Origin of the sequence: Solwaraspora sp. WMMD406 (assembly GCF_029626025.1) — a bacterium.
GTDB lineage: Bacteria > Actinomycetota > Actinomycetes > Mycobacteriales > Micromonosporaceae > Micromonospora_E.
The window spans coordinates 2,144,329-2,168,148 of record NZ_JARUBF010000001.1; the positions used below are offsets into that span (position 1 = coordinate 2,144,329).

Sequence of the window (23,820 nt, forward strand, 5' to 3'; positions counted from 1 at the left end):
ACGGCGACCGGACCACGTTCATCGAGATCGGAAGTGCCTTAGCGCTGGCTACGAGATCGGCGGACCGCCCAGACCCCACCAACGATCGCCGCAGCAGTCGGCAAGAGGCAGCAGATCATCAGGACGAACATGTGCCACGGCTTGAGAGCTCCCATGGCCCGGAGGATAGGTGCCGATCCCCAACGCTGCTGTCCCTGCTCTGTGGCCGGAGCGAGGTTGGTGCCTGGAGCCTCAGTTTGGAAGATCGCCTGCCCTGGGCGTGATCTTGCTGGTCGTCCTGGTCACGGTGCCGGTGGTGGTATCCGCTCGTGCCCGCTGGTGACCTCCTCGGCACCGGCTTATGGTCCGTGAATGGCCCACCGCCGGGCGAGGTCGGCCGGCGTCGTACGGTTTCCGCCCCGGCCTTCGGGCCGGGGCGGCTTGCCGTGCCGGTGGCTCTCCGCGACCTGGACCACGTGGCCCGGTGGCAAGCCGCGAAGCGGCGCGGCAGCCGATCGCCCCGCCCTCGACGGCGACCGACCACCCTCGCGATCGTCACGGCCGTGGCTGAGCCTCACTGGCCGTCCCGGCTCGCTCATCGACGATGTCACCCGAGGCGTTGATGGCGTCGATGTATCGGCGGAAGACGGGCCAGGGGAAGCTCAGTTTGCCGTGAGCGGTGCAGCTGACCTGGTCGGCTGGCTGGGGGGTGAAGGGTCCGTCGTCGGGAGACGCATCAGGGACGCGTACCTCGATGTAGGCGTTGTCTGCTGACTGGGTGTCGACCTCGTACATCTCGTAGCACCAGGAGTCATGCTCGCTGAAGTAGAAGGAGTTGACCTCGAACTGCCGGCCGTCGTGCTCCCAGAGGTTGCGTGACAGCGGCAGCTCAGCGTCCTCGCTCGGAGCCTGCTGGTCGTAGATGAGGTCGCCTGAGGACTCGACCAGGTCGAGGAACCGGCGCAGGATGAGCCAGGGTGTCTGGCCGCTGGCCAGACGGATGGTGGCGAGCTGGGCCGGCTGCGGGGTGAAGGGGCCGTTGTCAGGGGTGGCGTCGGGGATAGCGATTGCGAGGTAAGGGCCGGTGCCTGCGGTTCCGCACAGCCCGGCCAGCTCGTAACACCAGGCGTCGTCAGGCAGGCTGTAGTTCGAGCTGACCTCGTAGAGGTTGGCTCCGTGTGACCAAACTTCCACGGCAGGATCATCGCGCAACCTGTCGTAGTGCGCATCAGAGATCCTCCGTGGCGGCTCTGCGCGGCCGATGCCGGCCGGAGGCCGCCAGCAGGCGGCGCAGAGCCAGCCGGGGTGCGCCGCGTAGCGGCGCCTTGATCCAGAAGAGAACGTCTCGGCAGTGTGGGGAAATTGGGACAGCTTGGTCTGACCACCCCGCCTCGGCCGGGAGCTCCAACTCCTCGCTCTCAGGTTCTGTGCGCTGTCTGGCGGTGCATGCCCACGTCTGTCACCTCGGGCGCTCGTCCACGTTGCGCCGCCTGTGGTAGTCCTGGTCGAGTTCCGTTGCTGTCGACGCTGCTGTCACCAGTCCGCAACACGCGGCCTAGGAGAAGTGGACTAGCACTGCTGGTGTTGCCCTGCCTCCTACCAGGCTGAACGTTGGACGACTTCGGGCTAATGCGACTGGTCACTCCGCACTGACCCGGATCTCGCTGCATAGCGGACTAACAGCTTGCGAGCTCTGCGCACCCATCCACAGACGCAGACCGCTGGTGTCAGATCCTTGACAGTGGTCAAGCTCTGCACAGTACAGTAGACAATGATCGACTCGACGCAGAGCGACGGCGAGGGAGTGGTGCATGACCTACAAGTATTTGCGGCCGGCCCAGGTCATCCTTGATTCCCGGAATCCACGGCTTCCTGATGGCACCTCAAGTGACCGCGACGCAATCAACCGTCTTTTGGACGAGGGCGCGGACGCTCTAATCAATCTTGCACGCGATATGGCTAAATCAGGGCAGACCAACCCGGCGGAACTCCCCATTGCTGTTAAGGATGGATCAAAGTACATCATCCTTGAGGGAAATCGTCGCTTTGCCGCCCTCAAGCTATTGAATGATCCGGCGTTAGCTAACAACGAGGAGCATGAAGCGGCCTTTCGGCGCGCTCGCGCCCTGGGTGCGCCGCCAAAAACGGTCTTCACGTTGATATTGCAGAGTCGGGAAGAGGCAGACTACTGGATTGTGCTTCGGCACACGGGCGAGAACAACGGCCGAGGCCTTAAGCGCTGGAGTACAGATCAGGCTGCAAGACATGCGCGGCGCGCGAATAGGTCTTCGATTGATAGTGGTACGTTGCGATCCCTTGTCATAGCGGACGAGGTGGAAGCGGTTTATGCGGGAGATGCGGAGCTGGTCGCACTGGTTCGCCAAGTGCGTCGAGAAAAGTTGACGAATATCGGGCGACTGTTCTCGCTGGATGTTCTGAATCGCCTCCACCTCTCGGTGCGGGTCGATGAGGGAAGTGCGCTCCGTGAACGAATTTTGTTGACGAGGCATACTAGCGACGATCTGAGAGATTTGTTTGTTTGGGCATTCTCGCTAATCCTGGACAAGCCCGTTGATGTCTTCAAGAATCCCGAGAAACGCCGCGCGCTACTGTTAACAATCCCGCACCTTATTCCCAAGGATGAGGATGCGTCCGCGACGCCATTTCGACTTGCGGAAGGGCCGGGCAATACGCTTTCGGCCACAGTCGAGGGTCCGATCGAATCTGACGACGAACCAGTCCGAGATGGTGAGAACGATTCCGCTGAGAGGTTCAACGCCGGTGATGGGGTTCTTGGACGGGTCGACGGGGCGTCGAGCGGCACAACTGCAATCGGGTCGGGTGGCGCACCCAACTCGGGCCCTAAGCGGCGCGAGGCGCGTCCAGAACGATACTTACTGCAAGGGCTGAAGCTTCCCAATCATCCTGATCGGGTGCAGAAACTTCTGCAGGAGTGTAGGCAGTTGGAGGTCGATATGTTCCCAAGCATCGCTTGCGTAATGATGCGGGTAATTGTCGAGCTATCGGTATCCAGTCCTTCGGCTCTCGGCCTTACGGGCAAGAAAGAAGGTGACCCCCTGAAAGACAAGATCGTTAGTATGCTAAAGTTTCTTGATCCTCATATAGAGTACAGCAGAAAGCGGGATAAGGAATTGGAGCAGGCTTATATCGAGGTAGCGGGCGATTCCGCTGCTCCCAACGCTCCTGCGGGGCCGGGAATGCAGTACTTAAACGGCTTCGTCCATAATCCAGGAGTCAACCCGGATCCACACCTCGCCCGGCGCTTCAGTAAGGCATTTCGTCCGCTTCTCGTTCAGATCGACAGCAAGCTGTGAAGACGGCATTTATCTCACCATTGAGATACCCGGGTGGCAAGGGCAAGCTCGGCCCCTACTTCGCTCGGCTACTCGCCGATCAAGCGGCTCGGATCGACACCTATGCCGAACCCTATGCTGGTGGGGCTGGCGCTGGGCTGTATCTTCTTGCTGAAGGCTATATAGGCAAGCTCCTGATTAACGACCTCAATCCGGGAATTGCCGCCTTCTGGCGGGCCGTGCTTTATCGGAACGAGGACTTTGCAGAGAGAGTTCGGGAGGCCGATGTAAGCATAGGTGCTTGGCATCGCCATAGGCGGGTGTATCTGGAGCCCGAGGGGCATGACGATTTTGAGCTCGGTTACTCAACGTTTTTCCTCAATCGGTGTAACCGGTCAGGTATCTTAACTGCTCGACCTATCGGCGGCCTTGATCAGGCAGGCAAGTGGAAAATTGATGCGCGGTTCAACAGAACGAATCTGTTCCAGCGAATACGAAAGCTGGAAGCACTGAGCGATTCGATCCAGGTTACCCAAGAACCTGCGATTACCTTTCTGGAATCTCTATCCAAATCAATCAAACCCGTTCTTCTCTATGTGGACCCTCCTTACCTAGTAAAAGGCGAGGAGCTATACATGAGTTCCCATTCTTGGGGCGACCATGAGAGACTTGCAAAAGTTCTCGCAAGGCTGCGCCATCCGTGGGTCCTGACATACGATGTCGATGAGCGCGTCAGAAATCTTTACCCACTGAACCGGTGCATCCAATACAGCATTTCGCATACTGCCCAGACTCAAAAGATTGGCCGCGAATTCATGCTCTTCAGTAAGGGTCTCCGTGTTGGCGACCTGGCTGTTTCGTCTAATCGTCACGGTGTCTGGATCGCGTGAAGTCCTGGGGTCACGGTCACATAAAGCCCACCGAGCTATTCCCGTCTGCCATCGGTCCGCAGACCGTGGAGCGGGTGGCCTGAAGATGTACAGAATTCCTCACAGCATTCGCGGTCGGTCAGGTATGTTGCTACGTACGACGCTTGCCGACAAGCGTTCCGCTGCGGCGTGGATTGCCTGTTGGGAGCCCGGGCGGCTGGGATTCCAGACGGCGCATGCGGGCCGGATGGTGGTGGTCATGTCGGCGAGGTGGTCTGGTGTAACCGGGTCGGGTAGTGCGTCGAGCTGCGCGCAGGCGTCGACCGTGGTGCGGTAGCGGTGTTGGTTGGTGGGGGTGTCTTGCCAGTGTGGGGAGTTGCGCCATTCGGTCACGCGGGTGAGGAGTTCGGCGGCTGCGGCGCGGATGGCGGCGGCGCGGGTGGCGAGGCGTTGCGTGTCCGGGGTGGGGTCGTCTCGCATGCCGTGATGGTACCGGCGCGGCGACTACGGGTGATCTTGCGGCCGCTGGTCCTGGTCCTGTTGTCCCGCCGGTCCTACGGCTGGTCTGCCTGGCGTGTCCATTCTGGGGCGAGGATGGAGTAGAGCAGGGAGTCTCGCCATGCGCCGTTGGTGTGGACTTGGTCGCGGAGGCGGCCTTCGTAGGTCATCCCGAGTCGTTTGGCTACGGTGATGGATGCGGTGTTGTCGGGTCCGATGGCGGCGGTGATGCGGTGTAGTCGGAGTGTTCGGAAGCCGTGGGTGATGAGGGTGTGGGCGGCGTCGGTGGCGTAGCCGTGGCCCCAGTGGTCGGCGTGGATGGCGTAGCCGAGTTTGGCGGCCTGGACGCCGCCGAGTCCGAGGCGGCCGAAGCCGATCATCCGGTCCTGTTTGTCGACGACGGCTAGGTAGTACTCGGTGCGCGGCTGGTGCTGTGCTCGGCTGATGGCGTCTTCGATCATGGCGGCGGTTTGGTCCTGGTCGCGGGCGTCGAAGGACAGCCAGCGGGTCACGCGCTCGTCTCCGACGATGCCGACCGCGTCGGGGATGTCGCTGGTGCGGAAGTCGCGTAGGTCGACGAGTCGGCCGGTGAGGTGGATCGGGTCCATGCCGGTGATGGTGCCTTACCGGGGGAGGGCGTTGGCGGGGGTGTGGGTGAAGTGTTCGATGCCGTCGACCAGGTCGCGGGCGTCGGTGGCGTATCCGGCGCGGGTGATGGCTTGGTGTACGCGGCGGACGGAGTGGATGATGCCGTTGATGCGCTGTTCGGCGGGGAGTTCCAGTACGGGTGCGATGGCGTCGGCGGCGGCGTCGAGGTCGCGGCCGGCGACGCGGGCGATGGCTAGGTCGGTGTGGCTGCCGGCCTGGTCGCCGAAGGCCCATGCGGGGTCGTGGGGGTCGGCGTAGGCGGCGACGGCTTGGGTGGCGTATTCCTCGGCGGTGGCGGCTTCGTCGGGTAGCCAGGCGAGGGCGTCGGCGGCGTAGTAGAGGGTGCGTGGGTGGGAGAAGGTGCAGATGCCGCCCATCTCGTCCATTTCGTCGGGTTGGACGCGTGTCCACGCTTGTTCGGCTTCGGTGATGGCGGCTTTGGCCTGTTCGGCGTTGCCGAGGGCGGCGTAGGCGCGGGCGGCGCTGATCGGAAGCCATACGGAGGTGGTGCCGCCGGTCTGCTGGGCGTGGTGGGTGCCGGTGTTGGCGTAGCGGACGGCTTCGGCGTAGCGGCCGGCCCAGTAGGCGACCAGCGATTGGAGGCCGCGGAGCCAGGCTTGCAGTCCGGGGTGTCCGGCCTGGTCGGCGCAGAGTACGGCGGTGCGGGCTTGCAGCATCGCTGAGTGCGGGTCGGCGAGGTCGTGGGAGACCTTGGCGAGTAGGCCGCTGGTGATGCCGGCGAGGAAGTGCAGGTCCCGCGATTGAGCGGGGGGTTGGCGGCGTTCCAGGAGGGTGAACAGGGTGTCCTGTGTTTCGGTGAGGTCGCCGATGATGTGGCTGACGGGCTGCTGCGGGTAGGCCAGGGCGAGGCGTTGGACGTCTTCGGCGAGGCTGGTGATGGCGGCGGGGGTGGTGGCTTCGGCGGCGAGCAGGGCGTAGCGGCGGGCGCGTTCGGCGGCCATGGCGAGCAGGTTCCTTTCGGTTCCGGGGCCGGACAGCAGCGGTTGAGGGGTGGTCGGGGTGCGCTGCGCGGGCGGTACGGGGTGGTTGCCGGTCCAGGGTTGTTGGAGTTCGTCGACGGGGCGGCCGAACATGGCTTGTAGGGCGCGGCGGGTGGCGGGGTTGGCGCCGGTGAGGTCGCGTTCGCCTCGGGCGAGGCGGGCGAGGTGGCGGGCGCTGATCACGGCGTGGGGGTCGTGGCGGGTGAACTCGTCGGCGAGTTCTTCGTAGGTGCGGTCGCTGTGCTGGATGAGGTACTCGAGCACGGTTCGGGGTTCGCGCCGTGGGGGTGCCATCCGGTGTGCCTTCCTGGACGGTGGCGGTTCTGCTGTCAAGGCTGGTCCGGTGGATGTCCGGACGGCAACCCGTGTCCTGATGTGGTCCTGGTGAGGTCCGTCTGATGTGCCGGGCCGGGTCCTCGTTTTGTCCTGTTAGGTCGGTGGACGATCGTTGTCGTGAACCGGTTATGGATTGCTGTGCCTGGTGATGTGACGCTGTCCCGAGTGTGCCCGGCCGGCGGCTGGCTCGTCGCTCCTCGGCTGGTCGGCGTCGGCGCGGCGGTGTTCGCTGGCGGCAGGTCTGCGGCCGTGCGCTGCCATACGGGAACAGACGCTCCGAGTCCCGGCGGGTCGGCGGCGACCGGTCCGGCGTGTGTGGCGTGTGAGGGGCGCGGCTGGAAGGTGGCGTCTCCGCGTCGGGTGCTCCGCGCTCCGGCCGATCCGCACCGGTTGCGGCGGCGGCCGTGCCCGGACTGCGGCGGGCACAGTGCTGCCGGCGGTGACACACCTGGCGGCGGGTCGGCGGCCGGGTGATCGAGACGGGGCGCCGGGCTGGGTGCTGGGTAGGTGGCGTGCTGGCCGTGCCGCTGATCCCGACAGCTGTGCACGTGGGGGCTGCTGATCCCCGCCCGGCTCGGCGCCCATCCAACCGACCAGGGGTGGCCCGGTGATGGATCTGAAGGTGGGGGATGTGCTGCGGATCGGTGCTGCGGCGTCGGTGCAGTTCGCCGGTGACCGGGCGCTGATCTTCCGGGTGACCGCGATCCGGAAGGAGCAGACGTACATCGGTTGGTGTTGGTTGACGGGCTATGTGCTGGATTCGACGGGGTCGGCGGTGGAGCGGCGGGAGGTGTTCGTCCGGCGGGCGGGGCTGCGTCGGATCGTCGTCCACGACCGGCGGCCCGTGGCCGGGGGACTACGGCCGGGGTCGGGGATGACGCCGGCAGGGATGAGGATGGAGGGTAACCGTGGCGTTCGACATCCGGGTCAGACTCGGTGACACGATCCGACTGCAACCGACGGATCGGTACCGGCCGGCGGACGGCCCGGTCGTGATGCGGTTGACCGGCGTACGGCTGATCACGAACCGGCCGGACAGTGACGAGTGGATCTGGCTGGAAGGTCTGAAGCTCAACCTCGACGGTTCGTGGGGCGATCACGCGTTGGTGATGGCGCGGGCGTCGCTGCTGGCAGCCGACCGGAACTGAACCGCCGCCGTGCGCCGCCTGCCGCTGCCGTATGTCGAGCTGCGGGCTGCGCAGCGGTTGCTGGACCGGCATCCCGGACCTGACCGTGACGGCCGGTGTCCGGGGTGCGGCCGGTTTCACTGCGGCCGGCGGCGGATCGCGTTGCGGGTCTTCGGCCGGTACGGCTACCTACCGCGACAATGGCCGAACCGATAGACCTGAGGCACCCGGCCGCGTCGCCCGTATCGCGGCTGATCCCGTGCTCGGGACTGGTGTGCGAGTATGGGACGTGGTCGAGAACAACGAGGAGGTGAGCCGTGATGTCGAGCAACGCCGAGCAGGTGCCCGAGTGGCCGACCGCTGAGCACGTGCCGGCTGAGGAGTTGGCGCGTCGTCAGGGCGTGCGACCGGTTGCTTCCGTCGACGATCTCGCCCGGCCCGACCTGTTTGAGTCGGACAAGGAACTAGTGCCTCGTCATGCAGCCTTGAACGGGTAATCCGGGTGGCGGATCTTGGAGCCGGCGGCGAATCCGGTTTTCGGCTTCGCGCGTTGGTTGCGCCAGCGGATGTAGGCGCCGATGGCGGCGTCCTGCTCGGCGTGGGTGCGGTGGTCGGTGCCGTTGAGGGCGAAGTACCTGACGGCGGCGAACTCGGCCTCGATCCAGTTCAACCACGACGAGTACGTGGGCAGGAAGACCAGGTCGACGCGGTTGGCCGTGCACCAGGCGCGGACCTCAGGATGCTTGTGCGGGGAGAAGTTGTCCACGATCAGGTACAGGCGCTGGTCGGGCCAGCGGGCGCGCAGGGTCTTCAGGAAGGCCAGGAACTCGCGCCAGCGTTTACGGTCACGGATGCGGTAGTGCAGCCGTCCGGTGGCCAGGTCCAGGGCTGCGATCATGTGCCGCACGCCCTGGTCACGGGTGTAGGTGGCCCGTAGTCGCACGGGTCGGCCCCGCGGTCGCCAGGCGCGGCCGGGGCGGGGCTGCAGGTTCAGCGGCCCGAACTCGTCCAGACACAGCACCCTGCCGTCGGCGGGTGGATGGTCGTACAGCTCGAGCACCCGGCGCATCTTCGCGGTGAAGTCGGGGTCGGTGCTGGCCTTCCACGTCTTGGTGGCCTGCCAGGACACACCGCGTTCGTGCAGGACCCGCCGGACGGTCTCGACACTGACCGCGTCAACGTAGCCGGCGTCGATGAGGTAGTCGCGCAGCTTGGCCAGGGACCAGCAGGAGAACGGTTGGCCGAGGAAGCGGGGGTCGCACCGGGCGATGACGCAGATCCAGTCACAGGTCTGCTCATCGATCCGTCTCGGTGCGCCCCCGCTCCATTTTGGGGACAACGCGTCGAACCCCCGCTCGTTGAAGGCGTGGATCACGTCGCGGACGTAGTCCTCGCAGGCTTTGAGCAGGTGGGCGATGTCCGGGGCCGGCTGTCCCTGGGCGGACATCAGCACCACGATCGCCCGGCGCAGCTTGACGGGGTCCTTCGCGGTCCGGGTGATCTTCTGCAACCGTTGGCCCTCGGCCATCGACACCTGCCGGACGAACACCTCTGGCCGTCTACCCACCGGCCATCACCTCCCACGCGTCAAACGTCGGAGACAGCCCCCCCGATAGACCCCCGGAACCGGCGGATTACACGATCAACGTTCAAAGACGAGGCACTAGACGATTTCCTCGCGGACCTGTGCGCCTCCCGTCGAGCTGGGGCCGAGTGAGTCGACTACAGCGAAGCCTTACGACGGTGGATCTGTGCTCGGCTGGCACCTCGACCAACCGGTGTTGACCTTCCTCCCCCGTTGAGTTGGGAGCGAGCCCGCCGTGCCGACCGATGCCTGCCGGCGGTTGCCGGCGAAGGCCACGTCCGTTTGCCGCCGCCAGCCCGTACGCTCCGGGAGGGATGCGGGTGCGGACGGCTGGGATCATGGGCCGATGATGCACTCGTTCCATCTCGCGCTGCTTCCGCCGGCCTTGACCTTGCGCACACTGCGTCGCGGGCCTCGGGCGGCTGGGCTGCGGCATGCCGAATGCCTCGCGCTCATGCGACTCGGCTCCCCGGCGTTGTCGGTGGAACGGATGCAGCTGCGACGCCTTGCGATGTTCGCCGAATGGGACGACGAATCGGCGTTGGAACGGTTCCTCGCAGACGACGATCTAGGGCGGCGGCTCGGCGGCGGATGGCATGTGCGATTGCAGTACCTGCGGCGTTACGGCGAGGTGGCCGCCCTCGCTGGCCTGCCGGTGCAGGCGGGCCGGTGGGCTCCGGAGGAGCCGATTGTGGCCGTCACCCTCGCCCGGCTCAAGGTTCTCGAACTACCCCGGTTCCTGAAATGGGGGCGGCCGGTCGAACGCTTGGTCGCCGGCCACCCCGGCACCACCTTCGCCACCGCAGCGATACGCCCGCCCCACACCTTCTCCACCTTCACGATCTGGCACAGCGTCCGCGAGATGACCGACATGGTCCACGGCCGCAGCGCCGTCCCACAGGCCCATACACACACCGTCGCCATGGCTGAACAGCATCGCCGGGACTTTCACCACGAATCCGCGTTCATGCGGTTCCGCCCATTGTCCGAACACGGAACCTGGGAGGGGCGCAGCCTTCTCCCCGGAGCGACGTGAGAACCACGCTTGATCATCGGGTTGCGCGTTTGCGGTTCTGTGACGTGCCCCGGCAGGATTCGAACCTGCGACACACGGTTGCCGAACGTCACGGTCATGAGATTGTCATTGGCCGCCAGAAATCATCGCTGACCAGCACCGACGCAATCGTCGGCTTGTCAACGCTCGTCACTGATAGTCCACCCTTAGCAGGGGTTTTCGGGGGGTAAACGGGGGCACCGTTGACCCGTTACCGGGACGTTCACAAGCCCGCCGGGCCCCTATCCGGGCGCCAGCCGCCCTGCCAACGTCGCGCGCCCGGTGGCCGGTGGTGAGCTGACTGGGCTCACAGCGAGGCCAGCTTTCTGGCATCAGTGACCTGCCACCTGCCACCAGGCTGCGCTGTTTGCCGGTCGGCCTCCCGTGTAAGCCGGGCAGGGCTAAATCAGCGGGAACGAGGGATAACCAGCACCCGTCGACGGCCACGCCTGTCGCAAACACTCACTCAGTCCTGGTCGCGTTTGGCATCGGTGAGAAATCGGATAGCGCTCAGTGGGCAGTTCGGAAGATTACGTCCTTTTCTGGGCGAGAGTGAATACTCCGGGTTCGTCTTCGGTGAGGACTTGGCGGTTGACCATGCGCTTGAGCTTCGCGCGGGTGCCTTCGACATGCTTCGGTGAGGGCTCGACGCCGAGCGCGAGGCAGATGCCCTTCGCCCGCATCCCGGCGGGTGCGGCGGCGAGGACTTCCAGGATCTGCTGGTAAGGGGTGCTGGCGAAGGTCGGGTCGTCGGCGGTGAACTCGGCGGCGGCGAGCGCGCGCAGGGTGGTGCGGGTGGTCGCCAGGGCGGCCAGTTCGCTGTCGACGCGGCCGAGTTCGGCGGTGAGTGTGGCGATCTGCTCGCGGAGCCGGTCGGCTTGCTGGCCGGCGGTGGTTTCCCGGTGGGTGATCAGGTCGAGGACCGTGGTGAGGTTCACCGGTGCCGCCAGGTGGGTGTGCTGGTGCCGGTGAGTCGTCGGACCAGGTTCGCGGTGGACGCCCACCAGGTGCGTGACGCGCTGGACTCCGGTCGGCTCTCGTACTCGCGGACGAGGCGGCGGTGCAGCATGAGGGTGCCGAGGGTCTGCTCGACGATCCAGCGTCTGCGGACGGGTACGAACCCGGGCCGGGTGTCGGCGCGTTTGACGACCTCGACGTCGACACCCAGGACGGCGCCGTGCAGTGCCATGTCCTGTTTGAATCCGGCGTCGACCCAGGCGCGGGTCACGGTGGGGGTGTGCGCGACGACCTGGTCGAGCAGCCGGATGCCGATGGCGTTGTCGGTGACCGACGCGGCGGTGACCACGACGGCGATGACCAGTCCCAACGCGTCCACGGCCAGGCCCCGTTTGCGGCCCGGTACCTTCTTGCCGACGTCGCTGCCGGTCGTCGTGGCGGGGATGTGGTTCGCGGCGCGGATCGACTGGGTGTCCAGCACGACCGCGCTCGGGTCCTCGGTACGGCCGGCCTTCTCGCGTGCCTGGCAGCGCAGCAGGTCGTGGATGACCTGGTCGGTGCCGTCGTCACGCCACCGGGCGAAGTAGTAGTACGTCGCGGACTTCGGCGGCAGGTCGTGCGGCAGGTACGCCCACTGACAGCCGGTCCGGTTCTGGTAGAAGATGGCGTTCACGATCTCCCGCAGCTCGTAGCGGCCTTGGTGCCCGGACACCGACGGGTGGCGGGTCTTCCACGCCCGCAGGAACGGTCCGATCACCGCCCACTGCTCGTCGGTCAGGTCACTCGGATACGCCGCGCGTTCACCCATGATCGACCCAACGCGGTCGGGTCCTCACCGGTTACGACCAACGTTCACATCCGCAGGATCGGATTAACCCACAATGGACAAGAGCTAGCGAACCAGCCTCTCAGAACCAAGGCGAGCGACGCAGCAAAGCTGCCACCTCCGATGAGGATTACGTCCGAGGGCGCCTTACCTCCTGCCCAAGCGATCAACCCTGCGGCTATGCCAACCACCGTCGCAGCTAGCACCTTGAAAGCAAGCCATAGAGCCCGGACAGTGGTGTCCTGCATTGCGCAGCCTCCTGTAGACGCACTCCTCCCGTGAGGAGTGCGTCTACAGGCTTCTTCGCCTTGCTTCGCAAGATGCCGGATCTAGGTCATCGATGTCAATAGTCAGGAGAAAATTCAGGCTAAAAGTTGCTCATGTTGAAGGGGCCTGGCTGTCGGGTTGGCAGGTCAGGCCACTGTTGATCTTGCGTGTCAACGACATTTGAGATTTTCACGCGTCGTCGACACCACGCTCGCCGCTGCCGGTGGCCGGGTGCATGGTCCGACCGCCGGGACCGTGCCCGCCCTGCCACCTCGACGAGAAGCCTGGGTCCCTGAAGACTGTGATAGTCCTGCTCCGGTTCTGTGTTGCGACTGTTGATCAGGTTCGAAGCTCCTTGGTGTGGACGCCATCCGGTGGGGATCGCTATCTGAGAAGGCGTTCACGGTGTGCCACGGCGATCGCCCCCACGCTGCTGTGCACCCCCAACTTCCGGTAGATGCTGCTTAGCTGGGTCTGCGCGGTCCGTACTCCGACTCCGCGTGTGCGGGCGATGGCCGTGGGATCGAGCCCTTTACACAACAGCCGTAGCGTCTCGAATTCGGCGGGTGTGAGGCGGTAGGGCAGGGCTGTAGGGGTTGGCCGATCGCGGAGGTCGAGGCCGATCTGAGCGGCCAGGCGGGCTACCTCGGTGCGCGACGGCTCGGCTCCTAGCGCGGTTGCGGCTTGGTGGGCTTCCCGTGCCGGTGGCCGCGGGTCGCTGCCGTCGCTTCTGGCGTAGGTCGCGGCTGCTTGCCGCCATCGTGCGTAGGCGGGCCTCGTACGGCCGGTCGAGTTGGGTCCAGCCGGCTGCGACCCGGTTCCACTCGGCGGCGGTGTCGCTGCCGTGCAGACGCTTACGTTCCGCGCCGCACAGCGCCACCAGCTACGCGGTCTCCTGGGTTGTCCCCTGCCCGTTGTCCATGCCGCTTGCGCGAGCCAGTCGCCGAGTGTTGCGTCGCGTTGGTCGGCGGCGTAGCGCAGCCCAACCGCGCACAGACGCAGCAGTTCGAGCTGGTTTTCCCCGTCGCGGACCGCCTCGACCCCGCGCCGTACCTCGTCGCTGGCCCGGCGTAGGTCGCCTTCGCCGAGCGAGAGCAGGGCTTGTGCGGTGTGCAGCGGGCCGAGGAACCGGGGATCGCCGCGATGGTCGGCGTCGGCGATCGAGTCGAGTAGCTCGTGGGCCTGGGCGTATGCTCCCCGTGCCACCTTGATCTCGCCAAGGATGAGCCGTTGGTAAAGGCTTTCGGCTGGCGACCGGTCTTGGATCGCCTCCGTGACGATCTTCTCGGCCTTGTCCCAGTCGCCGAGCAACATGAACGCGGCGCTGGCGTTGTTCGCTAAGACCATCATTTGGCGCGTGTCCGCAAGTTCGTACCGCTGTGCCTCCTCCAACCCTTTCGCAGATGTTTCGGCTGACGCGCGCAACTGCCCGGCGTGCTCCAGGACCAGGCCGAGGTTCTCGTAACCCCGCAGCAGGTCCTCGATGTGGTTTACAGCACGCGCGATCTCGATCGCCCTCTCCAGCAGACCGACGCCACCGGGGTCACCGAGCAGGCCGAGCGCGAGGCCGGAGACGTTCAGCGCCCGGCCCTCCTCGGCCCGCGCCCCGGCATCAACCGCTGTCCAAAGAGCCACGTCGGCCCATTCACACCCGTCCTGATATCGCCCGGCTTGCAGGGCGGCGATGGCGACGCCAACGAACACGCGGGCCTTCACCGCCGATGCCGGCTTCTCCTGCAACTCAGCAGCTGTCTCACGGAAGGCCGCCACCGCCTCAGTTCGGCGGCCCAGCTCCCACAGGTAGGTGGCGCGTCGCTCGTTCAACTCCGATGGGTGAGAGGGCAGTTCGAAAGATTACGTCCTTTTCTGGGCGAAAGTGAACACTCCGGGTTCGTCTTCGGTGAGAACGTGGCGGTTGACCATGCGTTTGAGCTTCGCGGGGGTGCCTTCGACGTGTTTCGGTGAGGGCTCGACACCGTGCGAGGCAGATGCCCTTCGCCCGCATCCCGGCGGGTGCGGTGGCGAGGACTTCCAGGATCTGCTGGTAAGGGGTGCTGGCGAAGTTCGGGTCGTCGGCGGTGAACTCGGCGGCGGCGAGCGCGCGCAGGGTGGTGCGGGTGGTCGCCAGGGCGGCCAGTTCGCTGTCGACGCGGCCGAGTTCGGCGGTGAGTGTGGCGATCTGCTCGCGGAGCCGGCCGGCTTGCTGGCCAGCGGTGGTTTCCCGGTGGGTGATCAGGTCGCCGAGCGTGGTGAGGTTCACCGGTGCCGCCAGGTGGGGGTGCTGGTGCCGGTGAGGCGGCGAACCAGGTTCGCAGTGGACGCCCACGGCGTGGCCGAGGAGCATGGCACCAGCCGAGCGAAGGAGATCGTAGGGGTCGACGCATCCGATGCTGCCCAGCGGCGGCTGCGGCAGATCGCTAACAACCGCATCGATCCGATCGTGGCGGGTGTGGAGATGGTGCCGCTGACCGGTGACGGCAAGTCTGTGCTGGTGCTGTCGGTGCCACGCAGCCCTGACGCACCTCACATGATCGGTCAACGGGAGTGCTTTCGCGTGCCCTACCGGGATGGGTCCAAGAACGAGTGGATGCGGGAGCGGAACATCGAGCACGCCTACCGTCAGCGCTTCGACCGGCAGCACGACCAGACGGAACGATTGTCGGCCATGACCAAGGACATCGCCGACCACTTGGAAGGCAGCGGCAAGGCCTGGCTCATCGGGGTCGCGCGGCCCAGCACGCCTCTACCGCCCCTGGTCAAGCCGCTCGCACGCGGGCAGGTACGAGAACTGCTGGAGGCGGTGTTGCGGTACGCCAACCAGCTCGTGCCGCAAGACAGGTTCGGCCGAGAACTGCTCATCCGGTCGCTCGCCGACGCGGCGCTCAATCCGAGGACGGGGCTAAGGCGATGGATCATCAGCCCACTGGCTGACTACGGCCCAGAGCCACGCGCCGCATACCTGCTCGTGGAGCTGCATCGAGACGGGTCGCTGGCGTATGCGGTCGATAGTGGAGGTTGGGCACCCGGCCAGCCGGAGACGCCCGCCAGTGGCGTCAAGCCCGCGCTGAGGCGAGCCTTGAGTGGGTCACCCCACACACCTTCCGCAAGACCGTCGCCACCCTCATCGACAAGGAGACCGACGCCAAGCGCGGCAGCCCAGCTCGGACACGCCACCGAGCAGGTCACAAACAGGCACTACATCGTCAAGCCTACTGTCGCACCCGACAGCTCCGACATCCTCGAACAGCTTGGGGTTGGCCAAGCAGCCGAGCTCGAGCGTCCGCTCTGACCCACCGCTGACCCCCGACCCTGGGCCTCCTTTGGAAGCCTGAGACGCGCGGCCGACAACCTCGCCCTGTCCTGGGTCAACCGATTTGATATGTCGGAGGCTCGACGGCGGCAACGACGTACCTGCGAGTAGGGTGCTGGCGGGCCGAGGACTGAGATAGGGTGTCCGTCGGGAAGCGACTCGGAGGGTCAAGTGACGTCGATTCGACAACTAATTGCGGGTATATCCGAGGGGCGTGTCAGGATTCCGGCGTTTCAGCGAGGATTTGTGTGGGATCCCGATAGGGTTGCGCAACTCATGGATAGCATCTACAAGGGTTACCCGTTCGGGGCGCTATTGTTCTGGCGAACGAAGAATACGCTCCGTACTGAACGCGACCTGGGGCCATTCGTTCTCCCGGCTCGTCCTGAAGACTATCCTGTGGATTACGTACTTGACGGACAGCAGAGGCTGACCAGCATCTTCGGGGTATTTCAAACCGAGTTGGCGCCAGTTGGCGATGCTGCCTGGACGAACATTTACTTCGACTATCGAACGAGTAGCGATGTCCAGGAAAGCAGCTTCGTTTCCCTGGCGCCTGACGAGGTCGACCCTGAGCGGCATTTTCCGTTGAGCGTCCTGTTTGATGCGCCTCAATATGGGGCGGCCTTCCGGAGGCTATCGGAGGAAGTTGTCCCGGTAATCGACGAGATGCACAGCCGTTTCAAGGAAACCGTTATACCGATACAGACCTTCACGACCGACGATCGGGCGGGTGTGGCGATTGTATTCGAGCGAGTCAACAGGCTTGGCGTGGAGCTGGACACGTTGCAACTGTTAAGTGCTTGGACTTGGTCGGACGACTTCGACTTACAGGGAAAATTTGCCGAACTCAGCGAGGAATTGGCACCATTCGGGTTCCGTGATGTCGGCGAAGAGGTGACCCTACTCTTGCGATGCTGTGCTGCTATCGTCGAAGGTGACGCATCGCCAAAAACCATGGTTTCCCTTAATGGGACGAAGGTTCGGGAGCAATTTCCGCTGGTTGTCAACGGACTTAAAGGGGCGATCGACTTCGTCCGGAAGGAGCTAAACGTCGAGAAGTTGGATAATCTTCCGTACTCATCGCTACTGGTTCCCCTGGCCGTCTTTTTTGCCTCCGAAAGCTCGAAGTCGGTTCCATACACGGATGGGCAACGTCGACAGTTACTCCGTTGGATATGGAAATCCTGTTGGTCGTTGCGATATGGCCGTCAGGTCACTCGAAGCTTGGAGGTCGATATTGCGGAGATTGTTCGGATGAAATCGGGGCTGGCGTCACGACTGGATGACTTCGCCGTGCATCTCGACGATCGGACGTTCCTTGAGAATAGATTTAACCTTAACACCGTCATAACCAAAACCTTTGTGCTCATGCTGGCTCAAGCTCATCCCCGGAGCCTGGTTAGCGGACAGAGTGTAGATCTGTCTGAAGTGCTGCGTAGCTACAACCGAAACGAGTTTCACCACTTATATCCGCAGGCGTTCCTGAGGAGTCGCCAGGTTTCGGCAGAGAATCACAGCTATCTTGCAAACATGTGTTTTATAAGCTCAATTGATAACAAAGTGCTCGGGGGTAGGGCGCCGAGCGTCTACAAGCCCGATGTGGCAAAGGACCCCGATGTTCTTGCGCGTGCTTTCTGTCCGGACCGCGAACTGTGGGACGACAATTATTCAGATTTCGTCCGTGCTCGGGCGAATCTGCTGTGTAAAGAGGCGCAAAGGCAAATGACTCAATAACCGGGGATTGTCGGGTGACCGCGCGGGGTTTGGCTGATGCGCCTAGGGATGGTTCACTTGGTCTCGGGAGAGGTCGGTCGCACTGATCAGGCAGGCTGACCTCGGGTGCGGGTGTGCCGAAACACCTGGCGGACGCGAGCGGGCAACACGGGATCGTGTGGCGTCAGGCTTCTCGGATAGGGCTGTTTGACCGGGGTTGCTTTGATTTGCTGCAAGATTGGGTGCAGCGCCCGGGCGCTGGCGCTCACGACTGGCCACTGATCGGTCGCGATGCCGGCGTTGTGGGGGTTTTCGAGGGCCGCGAGGACTTGGCTCGGTTTTGCGGACGGCGGCCCACGCTCCGACGTCGCGGTCCTGTCGGAAATTGGCCGCCCACAGGCTTTGCCGGGCAAATTCTTGGGGTCGACTCAGAACTTCTTTGAATAGCTATTCAGTCGATCTCGATCTTATCAACCTTCGCCAAGCGCGGTACCACGCTTGGCGAGGTAACCAGCGCATCGGCGGCCAAGGCTCGTGAGTTTCCATGACCCTCCACTGTAACCCATGACCGCATCAACGTCCGTGTCGATCACCATGCCAACACTGCCCAATTTGCTGATTAGTGCATCGTATCCTTCGGTCAATCCGGGGTCGGCAGCAACAACGCTCTTCTCGCTCCACCGGCCGTCGCGCGAATTCGGGTTCTCGCTAGCGAGGATCTTCAGCAGGCGGAGATGAGGCCGTTCCAGTTGACGAACAGCGTCGAAGGCCAACACCGCACCATCGACCTTATCCTCATCTTGTGTGCCGTGCACGAAAATCCGCGCGAGAAGGTCGACCTTCCATCCGTCCAAAGATCTAGACGCTACCTCGGCGACTTGGGCAAACAGCTCCAGCTCGCGAGGATCTCCCGCGATTTGTTTAAGGAGGCTCTCTGCCGACATGCCAGCCTCAGCAGCTGCGGTTTGAGTGAATCGCTCGACGTTCATCACTCGCCGTGACCATAGCTTATGTGTTACGTCAACCATCTCTTCTGTGAAGGAGCCAACGGCGGCTCCTAAGGCGGCGCCGACGGCGGCACCGGCCCCGGGGGGAGCTTCAAGCGCGACTCCCGCCAGCTCACATGTTGCAGCGACAGCTGGAGTAACCGCTCCGCTGTTCACCCACCGCCCGGTAATTGCCGCAGTCCGCTTGGCTAGATCGCCCATGTCCTGCAGTATGCCGTGCTCAAGCAAGTTTCGGTCGGATGCGGTCCCGGCAGGTGGCAGGCGAGCGGGCCGCTCAGACGTTGGAGGACGACGGGAAGGTCGCACCCCTTTTTGAAGGCACAGCGATGCGGCGGTCTGTGAGATCCGGCGGGCGGCGGCGATGTGGCTGTACAACTGGGTCTTGCCGCCGTTCAACGGTCTACCGGAACGCCAGATGTTGCCGCGCGACCCGCCTTCGATGTGCTCGACGGACTAGACCTCAACGTTGACCACAGCAGCAACAGCTCGATCGACACCGTGGCGGGCTGTCTGATCCTCGGATCCCCGGATTCCCCGCGCCGTTGCCGCGCGGCCGTTGGTACCCCACCATGGACCTGTTCCAACCTGGTCGCCCACGGGCGTTACCGGGGGTTTTCCGGGGGAGAGTTCAATACAGTATAGATGAAAGTCGAACTATTGACCGGGTTCTTGCTCGTCAGAGCTTGCGTTGGTGCCCCGGCAGGATTCGAGCCTGCGATTCGGATTAGAGATCGAATTCCTCCGCCGCACCACTCAGCCACTGAAGGTATTACGCTGGACGTTGTGGTCGCCGATCTGCACGCCCCGGACATTGTCCAGCCGGACGTTTCGCGCGGCCGGGTTCGGTGATCGGACGGCCCGTCTGTTAAGGAGGGCGTAGAGGACCTCGGCCGAGGCACGGGCCGCGAACCGCTTGTAGCGGTCATCCTTGGCCGGGTCGGCGTGATCCATGACGCCCTTTACCACCAGCCAGTCCGGTACGCCCTGGGTCTCGGCGACGGTGGCGATGGTCGCGGCCTCCATGTCCAGGCCGGTGACGGTGCGCACGCCCATCGCCGACAGCCGCGCCCAGGCCTCGCCATCTTTGGCCACGTAGCTCCCACTGGCCATAGGCGCCACCGCCACCGCGAACGGCAGCTTCGCGGGCCCGTGCACATCGTCGTAGCGGGCGCGCTCGATGAACGTGCGGCCCTTATCGGTCAGCACCCACTCCACCCCGGGCCGGACGATGTGCCCCTGGGCCTCGATTGCCTCCGGCCGTTGCGGCCACGTGCCCGGTGGGAAGTAGCGTTCGAACGCCGGGTGCTTCACCGGGTCCTGATCGAGGAGCAGCCGTTCCAGCAGCCAGAGGGCGGCCTCGTCCTCGGTTGCGGGGCCGTAGCTGGGCAGCCCGCTCGGAGGACTCAGCTCCTGCGCGGCGCGGATCCATTTCTGGTCGAGCTGGTACTGCCGGTGGTCGCCGACGAAGCCGTCCCTGGTCTGCTTGCCCTCGTCGTACTCGTACGTCATCTCGGCTACCACCACATCGCCCAGCGCGACCTGGCCCGGATTGCCCGCGCACACGCCGGGCATGGCCAGGCAGCCCGGACGCAGCCGGTCGACCAGCGCGGTGGCCGCTACCCCGGTCGGGCGGCCGCTCATCCGGACCGGCCGGGCGAGCGCCACCGACAACCGTCGGCCGTCGGCGCATCGATATTCGCCCCGCAGGTACGGATGCGGGTCGTCCTCGTCGCAGGGTGTCCAGTCCTCGATGCAGGCCTTGGCTGCCTCGTGCTCCAGCGGGATCGCCGCGACGATCAGAACGTCGATCATGTCCATGTCATCTCCATCGTCACCACTCGATTCCGCGTCGCCAGACCTCGGCGTCGTGGTCATGCTTGCTGCTCTCAAGCTCGTACGTGTCGGCCAGCTGCCGGAGGATCCGCTGCGATCGAGGCCATCCCTCGGCCTGACGTTCGTACTCTCGATAGCGCTTGACCAGCGTCCGTTCCTGAGCGCCGCCGTCCCGGAGAGCACGCATCGTCAACCCGCGCCGGTTGTAGAGGCCGTTCCAGAGGCCGCTGTCCATCTCGTCGCTGTCGGCGTCCTCCAGCACCTCGCGTACGGCCAAAGGTGGCACCGAGCCGTCCTCGTCCGGGTTGGCGGAAGCGAGGGCCGTGCCGATGATTCCGTCAGCGAGGCGTAGCCGGCCGGAGGCCAACAACCGTCGTCTTGCCTCCTCGACCCAGGCGGCGAGAGCCTTGGCGTCGATGGTCCCGTCCGGGTCGGTGCCCGGGCATCGGCGCCAGGACCGCAGGACCTGGAAGATGGCGCGGATCCGGGCGACTTGGTCCGGGCCGTCGACGGTGTCGTCAGAGCCCTCGGCGCGGAAGGCGGTCTCGACGAGCTCGGCGAAGAAGGATGGGTCTTCGGCGAGGCGGGCATGGATCGTGGGCGTACGGGCGTCGTAGCGCAGAAGCGGGACGAGGCTCAGCTCGATCTCGGTCACCCGATGCGTCCCGAGCGCGTCCCGGTGACGTTCGAGTAGTTCGACGACGATTTGCAGGTCGTATCCGGAAAGCGGGTGGTCCTTCTTTACCGACCGGACGAATCCCTCGCAGGCGGTGGCCGCCTCGACGGCGACCTCGTGTGTGTCGACCTGTTCGGCGTACATCGCGATCAGATCCAGTGCCGGTGCACACCGACCCACGCTGATCAGGCCGGCCGCCGCCTTCGCGACACCGGTGAACTCCGGGCCGAGGCCGTTGATCCCGAACTCGCGCCAGTAGACGGCGGCCGCCTCGGGACCGGGATCGGTGTTCTCCGGATCGCGCCGCGCCAGCAGCAGCCTCGCCCGCGCAGTCCCATCCGAAGTGCGGTCGAGGTAGTCGGCGCCGCGTAGCATCCGCAGCGCGAAGTACTCGAACGCGATGTCCGGCCGGCTCGCCGGGCGGTCCTCGGACAGCCAGGTCAGCAGCACGTCGTCGTGCTCGGTGGACGGCGACTGGGCGAGAGCGGCCCCGATCAGGTCGCCGTTCCCGGTTCGGCCGGCCAGCGCCACTAGCGCGTCGAGACCGTCGGAGGCCAGGATCCGCGCCACCGCCTCGGCCCGCAGCCGGGACAGCTCGGTGAAGTACTCCTCCGCGCTGGACCGTTTCTTCGTGAAGCCCTCCGGTTGTGGCCACCGGTCGCCGAAAAGCCAGAACGTCTGATCGGCCGGTTGCGACGGCGCGAGCGCGTCGGCGGCCCGCCTGAACGGCGCGAGTTGGTCAGCCGACATCGCCCACCGCGCGTCGCCGAATCCGGTGTGCAGGGCAATCAGTTCCCGGAGCGCCTCGGACAGACGCCGCCGCATGTCCTGGTCGTTGACCGAACCGGACAGGGACATCAGCCGTTCCACGAAGCCGCAGCGCTGGTCGTCGGGCAGGTTGTCGGACAGCGGGATGAGGGCGAGGAAGCGTTCCGGATCGTCGTCGAGGTCGTCCAAGGCCAAGCCGGCGACGTCCCGGAAGGCGGCATAGGTCTCGGCCGGCGGCGGTGCCCCCGGTATCGGCCAGTCCCGCAGGAGCGGCGTCGGGTGGACCGTACCGATGGTTCCGTGCCGGGCCGACCGGAGCAGGTCGAGCAGCAGCATCCGGGCGACCTCGGGCCTGTCGCGGAGCATCCGCTTCAGTGCACGCAGCCGGACCGGTCGGGGTGCGTTGGTCTGGGGCCGTGTGACCTCGAAGATCTCGGCGAGCGAGACACCCGGCCGGTCTTGCTGATCGCTGCCCGGATCGGCCGCGGCCATCCGGGCCAGAGCCTCGACCGCACCGCCGAAATGCTCAGTCGGCCAGGCGAGGAGCTCCAGGGCCGCTCGAGAGGAGGGGCGGCCATTCCGCACGGCGTCGAGGAACGCGGTGGGAGATGCCTCGGCCAGATACGTCAGCACGTCCGCCAGGGAGACGTTCGCCTGGCTCATAACCTCGCGCACCACCCGGCGCACGAGCTCGGCAGAGCCACCGCGGACCGCGAGGACGACCAGCGACTCCGCGATACCGCGCCGGATCGCCACCGACCCGCCACGCGTGGTGAGGACGCGGACCGCCAGGGCGGCGAATGCCGCCCGGTCCTCCTCGGTGAAGCTGGGCGCCAGCAGGACGATGGCGTCCTCGGGCGCCTGCACGTACCACCGCTGACCCAGGTGCCCGAGCATCGCCGTGTCCGGGTCCGCAGCCGCCTGAGCAGAGATCTCGGCGATCTCGGCGTTGTCCACCCCGGTGAACCCACTGACGATCGTCCGATCGCCGTCGTGATCGCCGTGCCAGCCACCCAGCAGCGCCAGCCGCCGGAGGCGGACATCGGCAGACCGGGCCCAAGGCGGAATCGCGAGCGAACGGTGTTTGGCCAGGGCCCGCCGCAGCTGGCTCAGCCCACGCCGGGCCAGGACGCCGAGGGACCGGGCCCGGTCCGGCTCGATCGTGGCGGACAGGTGCCTCTCGACCTCCTCCTCGTCGAGCGGGGGCACCTTCACGGCCGGGTTCGGCACGAGCTTGCCGTACACCAGGAGGGTATGCGGGTGCCGGAGCGGGATCTCGTTCAGCGGCAGGCTGGTCGGCACGGCCAGGATCTGCGGGTCCTGCGCCGCCAGCTGGGGGCGCAGGGCCGCCTGATCGTCCTGATCGTCGATCAACAGCGTGCGATCACCCAGCGGTGTGCCGTTCAGGGCCACCGCAATGAACGCCTTCAGCTCCAGCTCGCCCAGCTCGCCCCCGACCTCGACGACGGCCGGGCTAGTGTCGAGGGCGGCGCGCAGGGCGGCGGCCTGCTCCTGGCGACCGGCCAGCACGATCTCCGCGCCGAGGGGAGGGTCGGTGAACGGCAACCATGTGTCGTTCCACCACTCCGTCAACGGCACGCCGGGCTTGGAGCCCTCGTAGTAGTGGTTGTGCTGAGTGTTGCGGTCGCCGACCTGGACGCCGGAGCTGTTGCTGATCATCGGATCCGATTCTCCCAGGCGCGGGTCGGGGCGGCGACGGAACTCGCCCAGGGTGATGGTCGGGGATGAAGGCCATGATCTACACCTCGGGTGGCCGGCATCCACGCCACGGCCGGCGTATACCGATGCACCCCACCGGGGATCCCCAGAGCGGGATCAGTCGCAGCAGCGGCGGTCTCTGAGGGCACTGACCTGTGGTTCGAGACGGAATTCCTTGGAGAAGCCGGGCTCGGAAACCCGTCACTCCGGAGTCGGCTTCGAAGGACAGCGTGATGCATTGTAGAGCGACAGGGTCGCTGGGCCGAGGCGCACATGCCGTGCGCCAGCCGCGCCCCGCGAACGGGCCACCCGCTGCACCAGCTCCGGTCC

General features: G+C 65.4%; 17 protein-coding genes and 2 pseudogenes. 7 read left to right on the forward strand and 12 right to left on the reverse strand.

Annotated elements, in window-relative coordinates; all coding sequences use genetic code 11:
• Window positions 1–534: 534 nt before the first annotated feature.
• Window positions 535–1,173 carry a hypothetical protein gene (locus tag O7632_RS09870; protein WP_278113348.1) on the reverse strand — a complete coding sequence of 213 codons (639 nt, stop codon included), beginning with the start codon at window positions 1,171–1,173 and terminating at the stop codon, window positions 535–537.
• Window positions 1,174–1,790: 617 nt separating this feature from the next.
• Between O7632_RS09870 and O7632_RS09875 the strand changes: the two genes are divergently transcribed.
• Together O7632_RS09875 and O7632_RS09880 are read left to right on the forward strand one after the other, a co-directional pair.
• Window positions 1,791–3,314, forward strand: a complete 1,524-nt coding sequence (locus O7632_RS09875) for a hypothetical protein (RefSeq protein WP_278113350.1) — start codon at window positions 1,791–1,793, stop codon at window positions 3,312–3,314.
• Window positions 3,311–4,183, forward strand: coding sequence for a DNA adenine methylase (locus O7632_RS09880; protein WP_278113352.1), 873 nt, complete (start codon window positions 3,311–3,313; stop codon window positions 4,181–4,183). The genes O7632_RS09875 and O7632_RS09880 overlap by 4 nt, the downstream gene beginning before the upstream one ends.
• A 99-nt stretch (window positions 4,184–4,282) precedes the next feature.
• On the opposite strand, the gene O7632_RS09885 is transcribed toward O7632_RS09880, so the two are convergent.
• From O7632_RS09885 to O7632_RS09895, 3 genes are all read right to left on the reverse strand, one after another.
• Complete coding sequence (locus O7632_RS09885) at window positions 4,283–4,642, reverse strand: hypothetical protein (protein ID WP_278113354.1); 360 nt, start codon at window positions 4,640–4,642, stop codon at window positions 4,283–4,285.
• A 74-nt stretch (window positions 4,643–4,716) separates the two neighbouring features.
• On the reverse strand, window positions 4,717–5,268 hold the full coding sequence (locus O7632_RS09890; RefSeq protein WP_278113356.1) for a GNAT family N-acetyltransferase: 552 nt from the start codon (window positions 5,266–5,268) through the stop codon (window positions 4,717–4,719).
• A gap of 15 nt (window positions 5,269–5,283) precedes the next feature.
• Entirely contained in the window at window positions 5,284–6,603 is a 1,320-nt protein-coding gene (locus O7632_RS09895) for a hypothetical protein (RefSeq protein ID WP_278113357.1), read from the reverse strand.
• A gap of 652 nt (window positions 6,604–7,255) precedes the next feature.
• Here O7632_RS09895 and O7632_RS09900 point away from each other — a divergent pair.
• Together O7632_RS09900 and O7632_RS09905 are read left to right on the forward strand one after the other, a co-directional pair.
• Entirely contained in the window at window positions 7,256–7,585 is a 330-nt protein-coding gene (locus O7632_RS09900; RefSeq protein ID WP_278113359.1) for a hypothetical protein, read from the forward strand.
• The gene (locus O7632_RS09905) at window positions 7,554–7,793 is read left to right on the forward strand and encodes a hypothetical protein (RefSeq protein ID WP_278113344.1); all 240 of its coding nucleotides are present in this window, start codon (window positions 7,554–7,556) and stop codon (window positions 7,791–7,793) included. The genes O7632_RS09900 and O7632_RS09905 overlap by 32 nt, the downstream gene beginning before the upstream one ends.
• 454 nt (window positions 7,794–8,247) lie before the next feature.
• Here the strand turns inward: O7632_RS09905 and O7632_RS09910 are convergent, their stop codons facing one another.
• Window positions 8,248–9,339 carry an IS630 family transposase gene (locus O7632_RS09910; RefSeq protein WP_278113361.1) on the reverse strand — a complete coding sequence of 364 codons (1,092 nt, stop codon included), beginning with the start codon at window positions 9,337–9,339 and terminating at the stop codon, window positions 8,248–8,250.
• A gap of 364 nt (window positions 9,340–9,703) precedes the next feature.
• On the opposite strand from O7632_RS09910, the gene O7632_RS09915 reads away from it, so the two are divergent.
• Window positions 9,704–10,393: a hypothetical protein gene (locus O7632_RS09915; RefSeq protein WP_278113363.1), complete on the forward strand. Its 690-nt coding sequence runs from the start codon at window positions 9,704–9,706 to the stop codon at window positions 10,391–10,393.
• Between the two features lie 548 nt (window positions 10,394–10,941).
• Here O7632_RS09915 and O7632_RS09920 read toward each other — a convergent pair.
• The 4 genes and pseudogenes from O7632_RS09920 to O7632_RS09935 form a co-directional block, all read right to left on the reverse strand.
• Window positions 10,942–11,349 (reverse strand): hypothetical protein, encoded by a 408-nt coding sequence (locus O7632_RS09920; protein ID WP_278113364.1) that lies wholly within the window; start codon window positions 11,347–11,349, stop codon window positions 10,942–10,944.
• Window positions 11,346–12,176: an IS5 family transposase gene (locus tag O7632_RS09925; RefSeq protein WP_278113366.1), complete on the reverse strand. Its 831-nt coding sequence runs from the start codon at window positions 12,174–12,176 to the stop codon at window positions 11,346–11,348. Before O7632_RS09925 ends, O7632_RS09920 begins: the two co-directional genes overlap by 4 nt.
• 669 nt (window positions 12,177–12,845) lie before the next feature.
• Window positions 12,846–14,285, reverse strand: coding sequence for a LuxR C-terminal-related transcriptional regulator (locus O7632_RS09930; RefSeq protein WP_278113368.1), 1,440 nt, complete (start codon window positions 14,283–14,285; stop codon window positions 12,846–12,848).
• 30 nt (window positions 14,286–14,315) lie between these two features.
• A pseudogene (locus O7632_RS09935) lies at window positions 14,316–14,721 on the reverse strand (hypothetical protein).
• A 782-nt stretch (window positions 14,722–15,503) separates the two neighbouring features.
• Between O7632_RS09935 and O7632_RS09940 the strand changes: the two are divergent.
• Window positions 15,504–15,750: pseudogene (locus O7632_RS09940) on the forward strand (tyrosine-type recombinase/integrase); the annotation flags it as partial.
• Window positions 15,751–15,942: 192 nt separating this feature from the next.
• Window positions 15,943–17,508 (forward strand): DUF262 domain-containing protein, encoded by a 1,566-nt coding sequence (locus O7632_RS09945; protein WP_278113372.1) that lies wholly within the window; start codon window positions 15,943–15,945, stop codon window positions 17,506–17,508.
• A gap of 449 nt (window positions 17,509–17,957) precedes the next feature.
• On the opposite strand, the gene O7632_RS09950 is transcribed toward O7632_RS09945, so the two are convergent.
• From O7632_RS09950 to O7632_RS09960, 3 genes are all read right to left on the reverse strand, one after another.
• Complete coding sequence (locus O7632_RS09950; RefSeq protein WP_278113375.1) at window positions 17,958–18,479, reverse strand: hypothetical protein; 522 nt, start codon at window positions 18,477–18,479, stop codon at window positions 17,958–17,960.
• Between the two features lie 768 nt (window positions 18,480–19,247).
• Complete coding sequence (locus tag O7632_RS09955; RefSeq protein WP_278113376.1) at window positions 19,248–20,312, reverse strand: RIP homotypic interaction motif-containing protein; 1,065 nt, start codon at window positions 20,310–20,312, stop codon at window positions 19,248–19,250.
• A gap of 13 nt (window positions 20,313–20,325) precedes the next feature.
• Window positions 20,326–23,556, reverse strand: a complete 3,231-nt coding sequence (locus O7632_RS09960) for a hypothetical protein (RefSeq protein ID WP_278113377.1) — start codon at window positions 23,554–23,556, stop codon at window positions 20,326–20,328.
• Between the last annotated feature and the right edge of the window lie 264 nt (window positions 23,557–23,820).

What these genes read in the sequence shown, in the direction of transcription:
- O7632_RS09895 (WP_278113357.1), bottom strand. Translation starts at nt 6,603, where the DNA reads ATGGCACCCCCACGGCGCGAACCCCGAACCGTGCTCGAGTACCTCATC.
- O7632_RS09925 (WP_278113366.1), bottom strand. Translation starts at nt 12,176, where the DNA reads ATGGGTGAACGCGCGGCGTATCCGAGTGACCTGACCGACGAGCAGTGG.
- O7632_RS09885 (WP_278113354.1), bottom strand. Translation starts at nt 4,642, where the DNA reads ATGCGAGACGACCCCACCCCGGACACGCAACGCCTCGCCACCCGCGCC.
- O7632_RS09875 (WP_278113350.1), top strand. Translation starts at nt 1,791, where the DNA reads ATGACCTACAAGTATTTGCGGCCGGCCCAGGTCATCCTTGATTCCCGG.
- O7632_RS09890 (WP_278113356.1), bottom strand. Translation starts at nt 5,268, where the DNA reads ATGGACCCGATCCACCTCACCGGCCGACTCGTCGACCTACGCGACTTC.
- O7632_RS09915 (WP_278113363.1), top strand. Translation starts at nt 9,704, where the DNA reads ATGATGCACTCGTTCCATCTCGCGCTGCTTCCGCCGGCCTTGACCTTG.
- O7632_RS09955 (WP_278113376.1), bottom strand. Translation starts at nt 20,312, where the DNA reads ATGGACATGATCGACGTTCTGATCGTCGCGGCGATCCCGCTGGAGCAC.
- O7632_RS09900 (WP_278113359.1), top strand. Translation starts at nt 7,256, where the DNA reads ATGGATCTGAAGGTGGGGGATGTGCTGCGGATCGGTGCTGCGGCGTCG.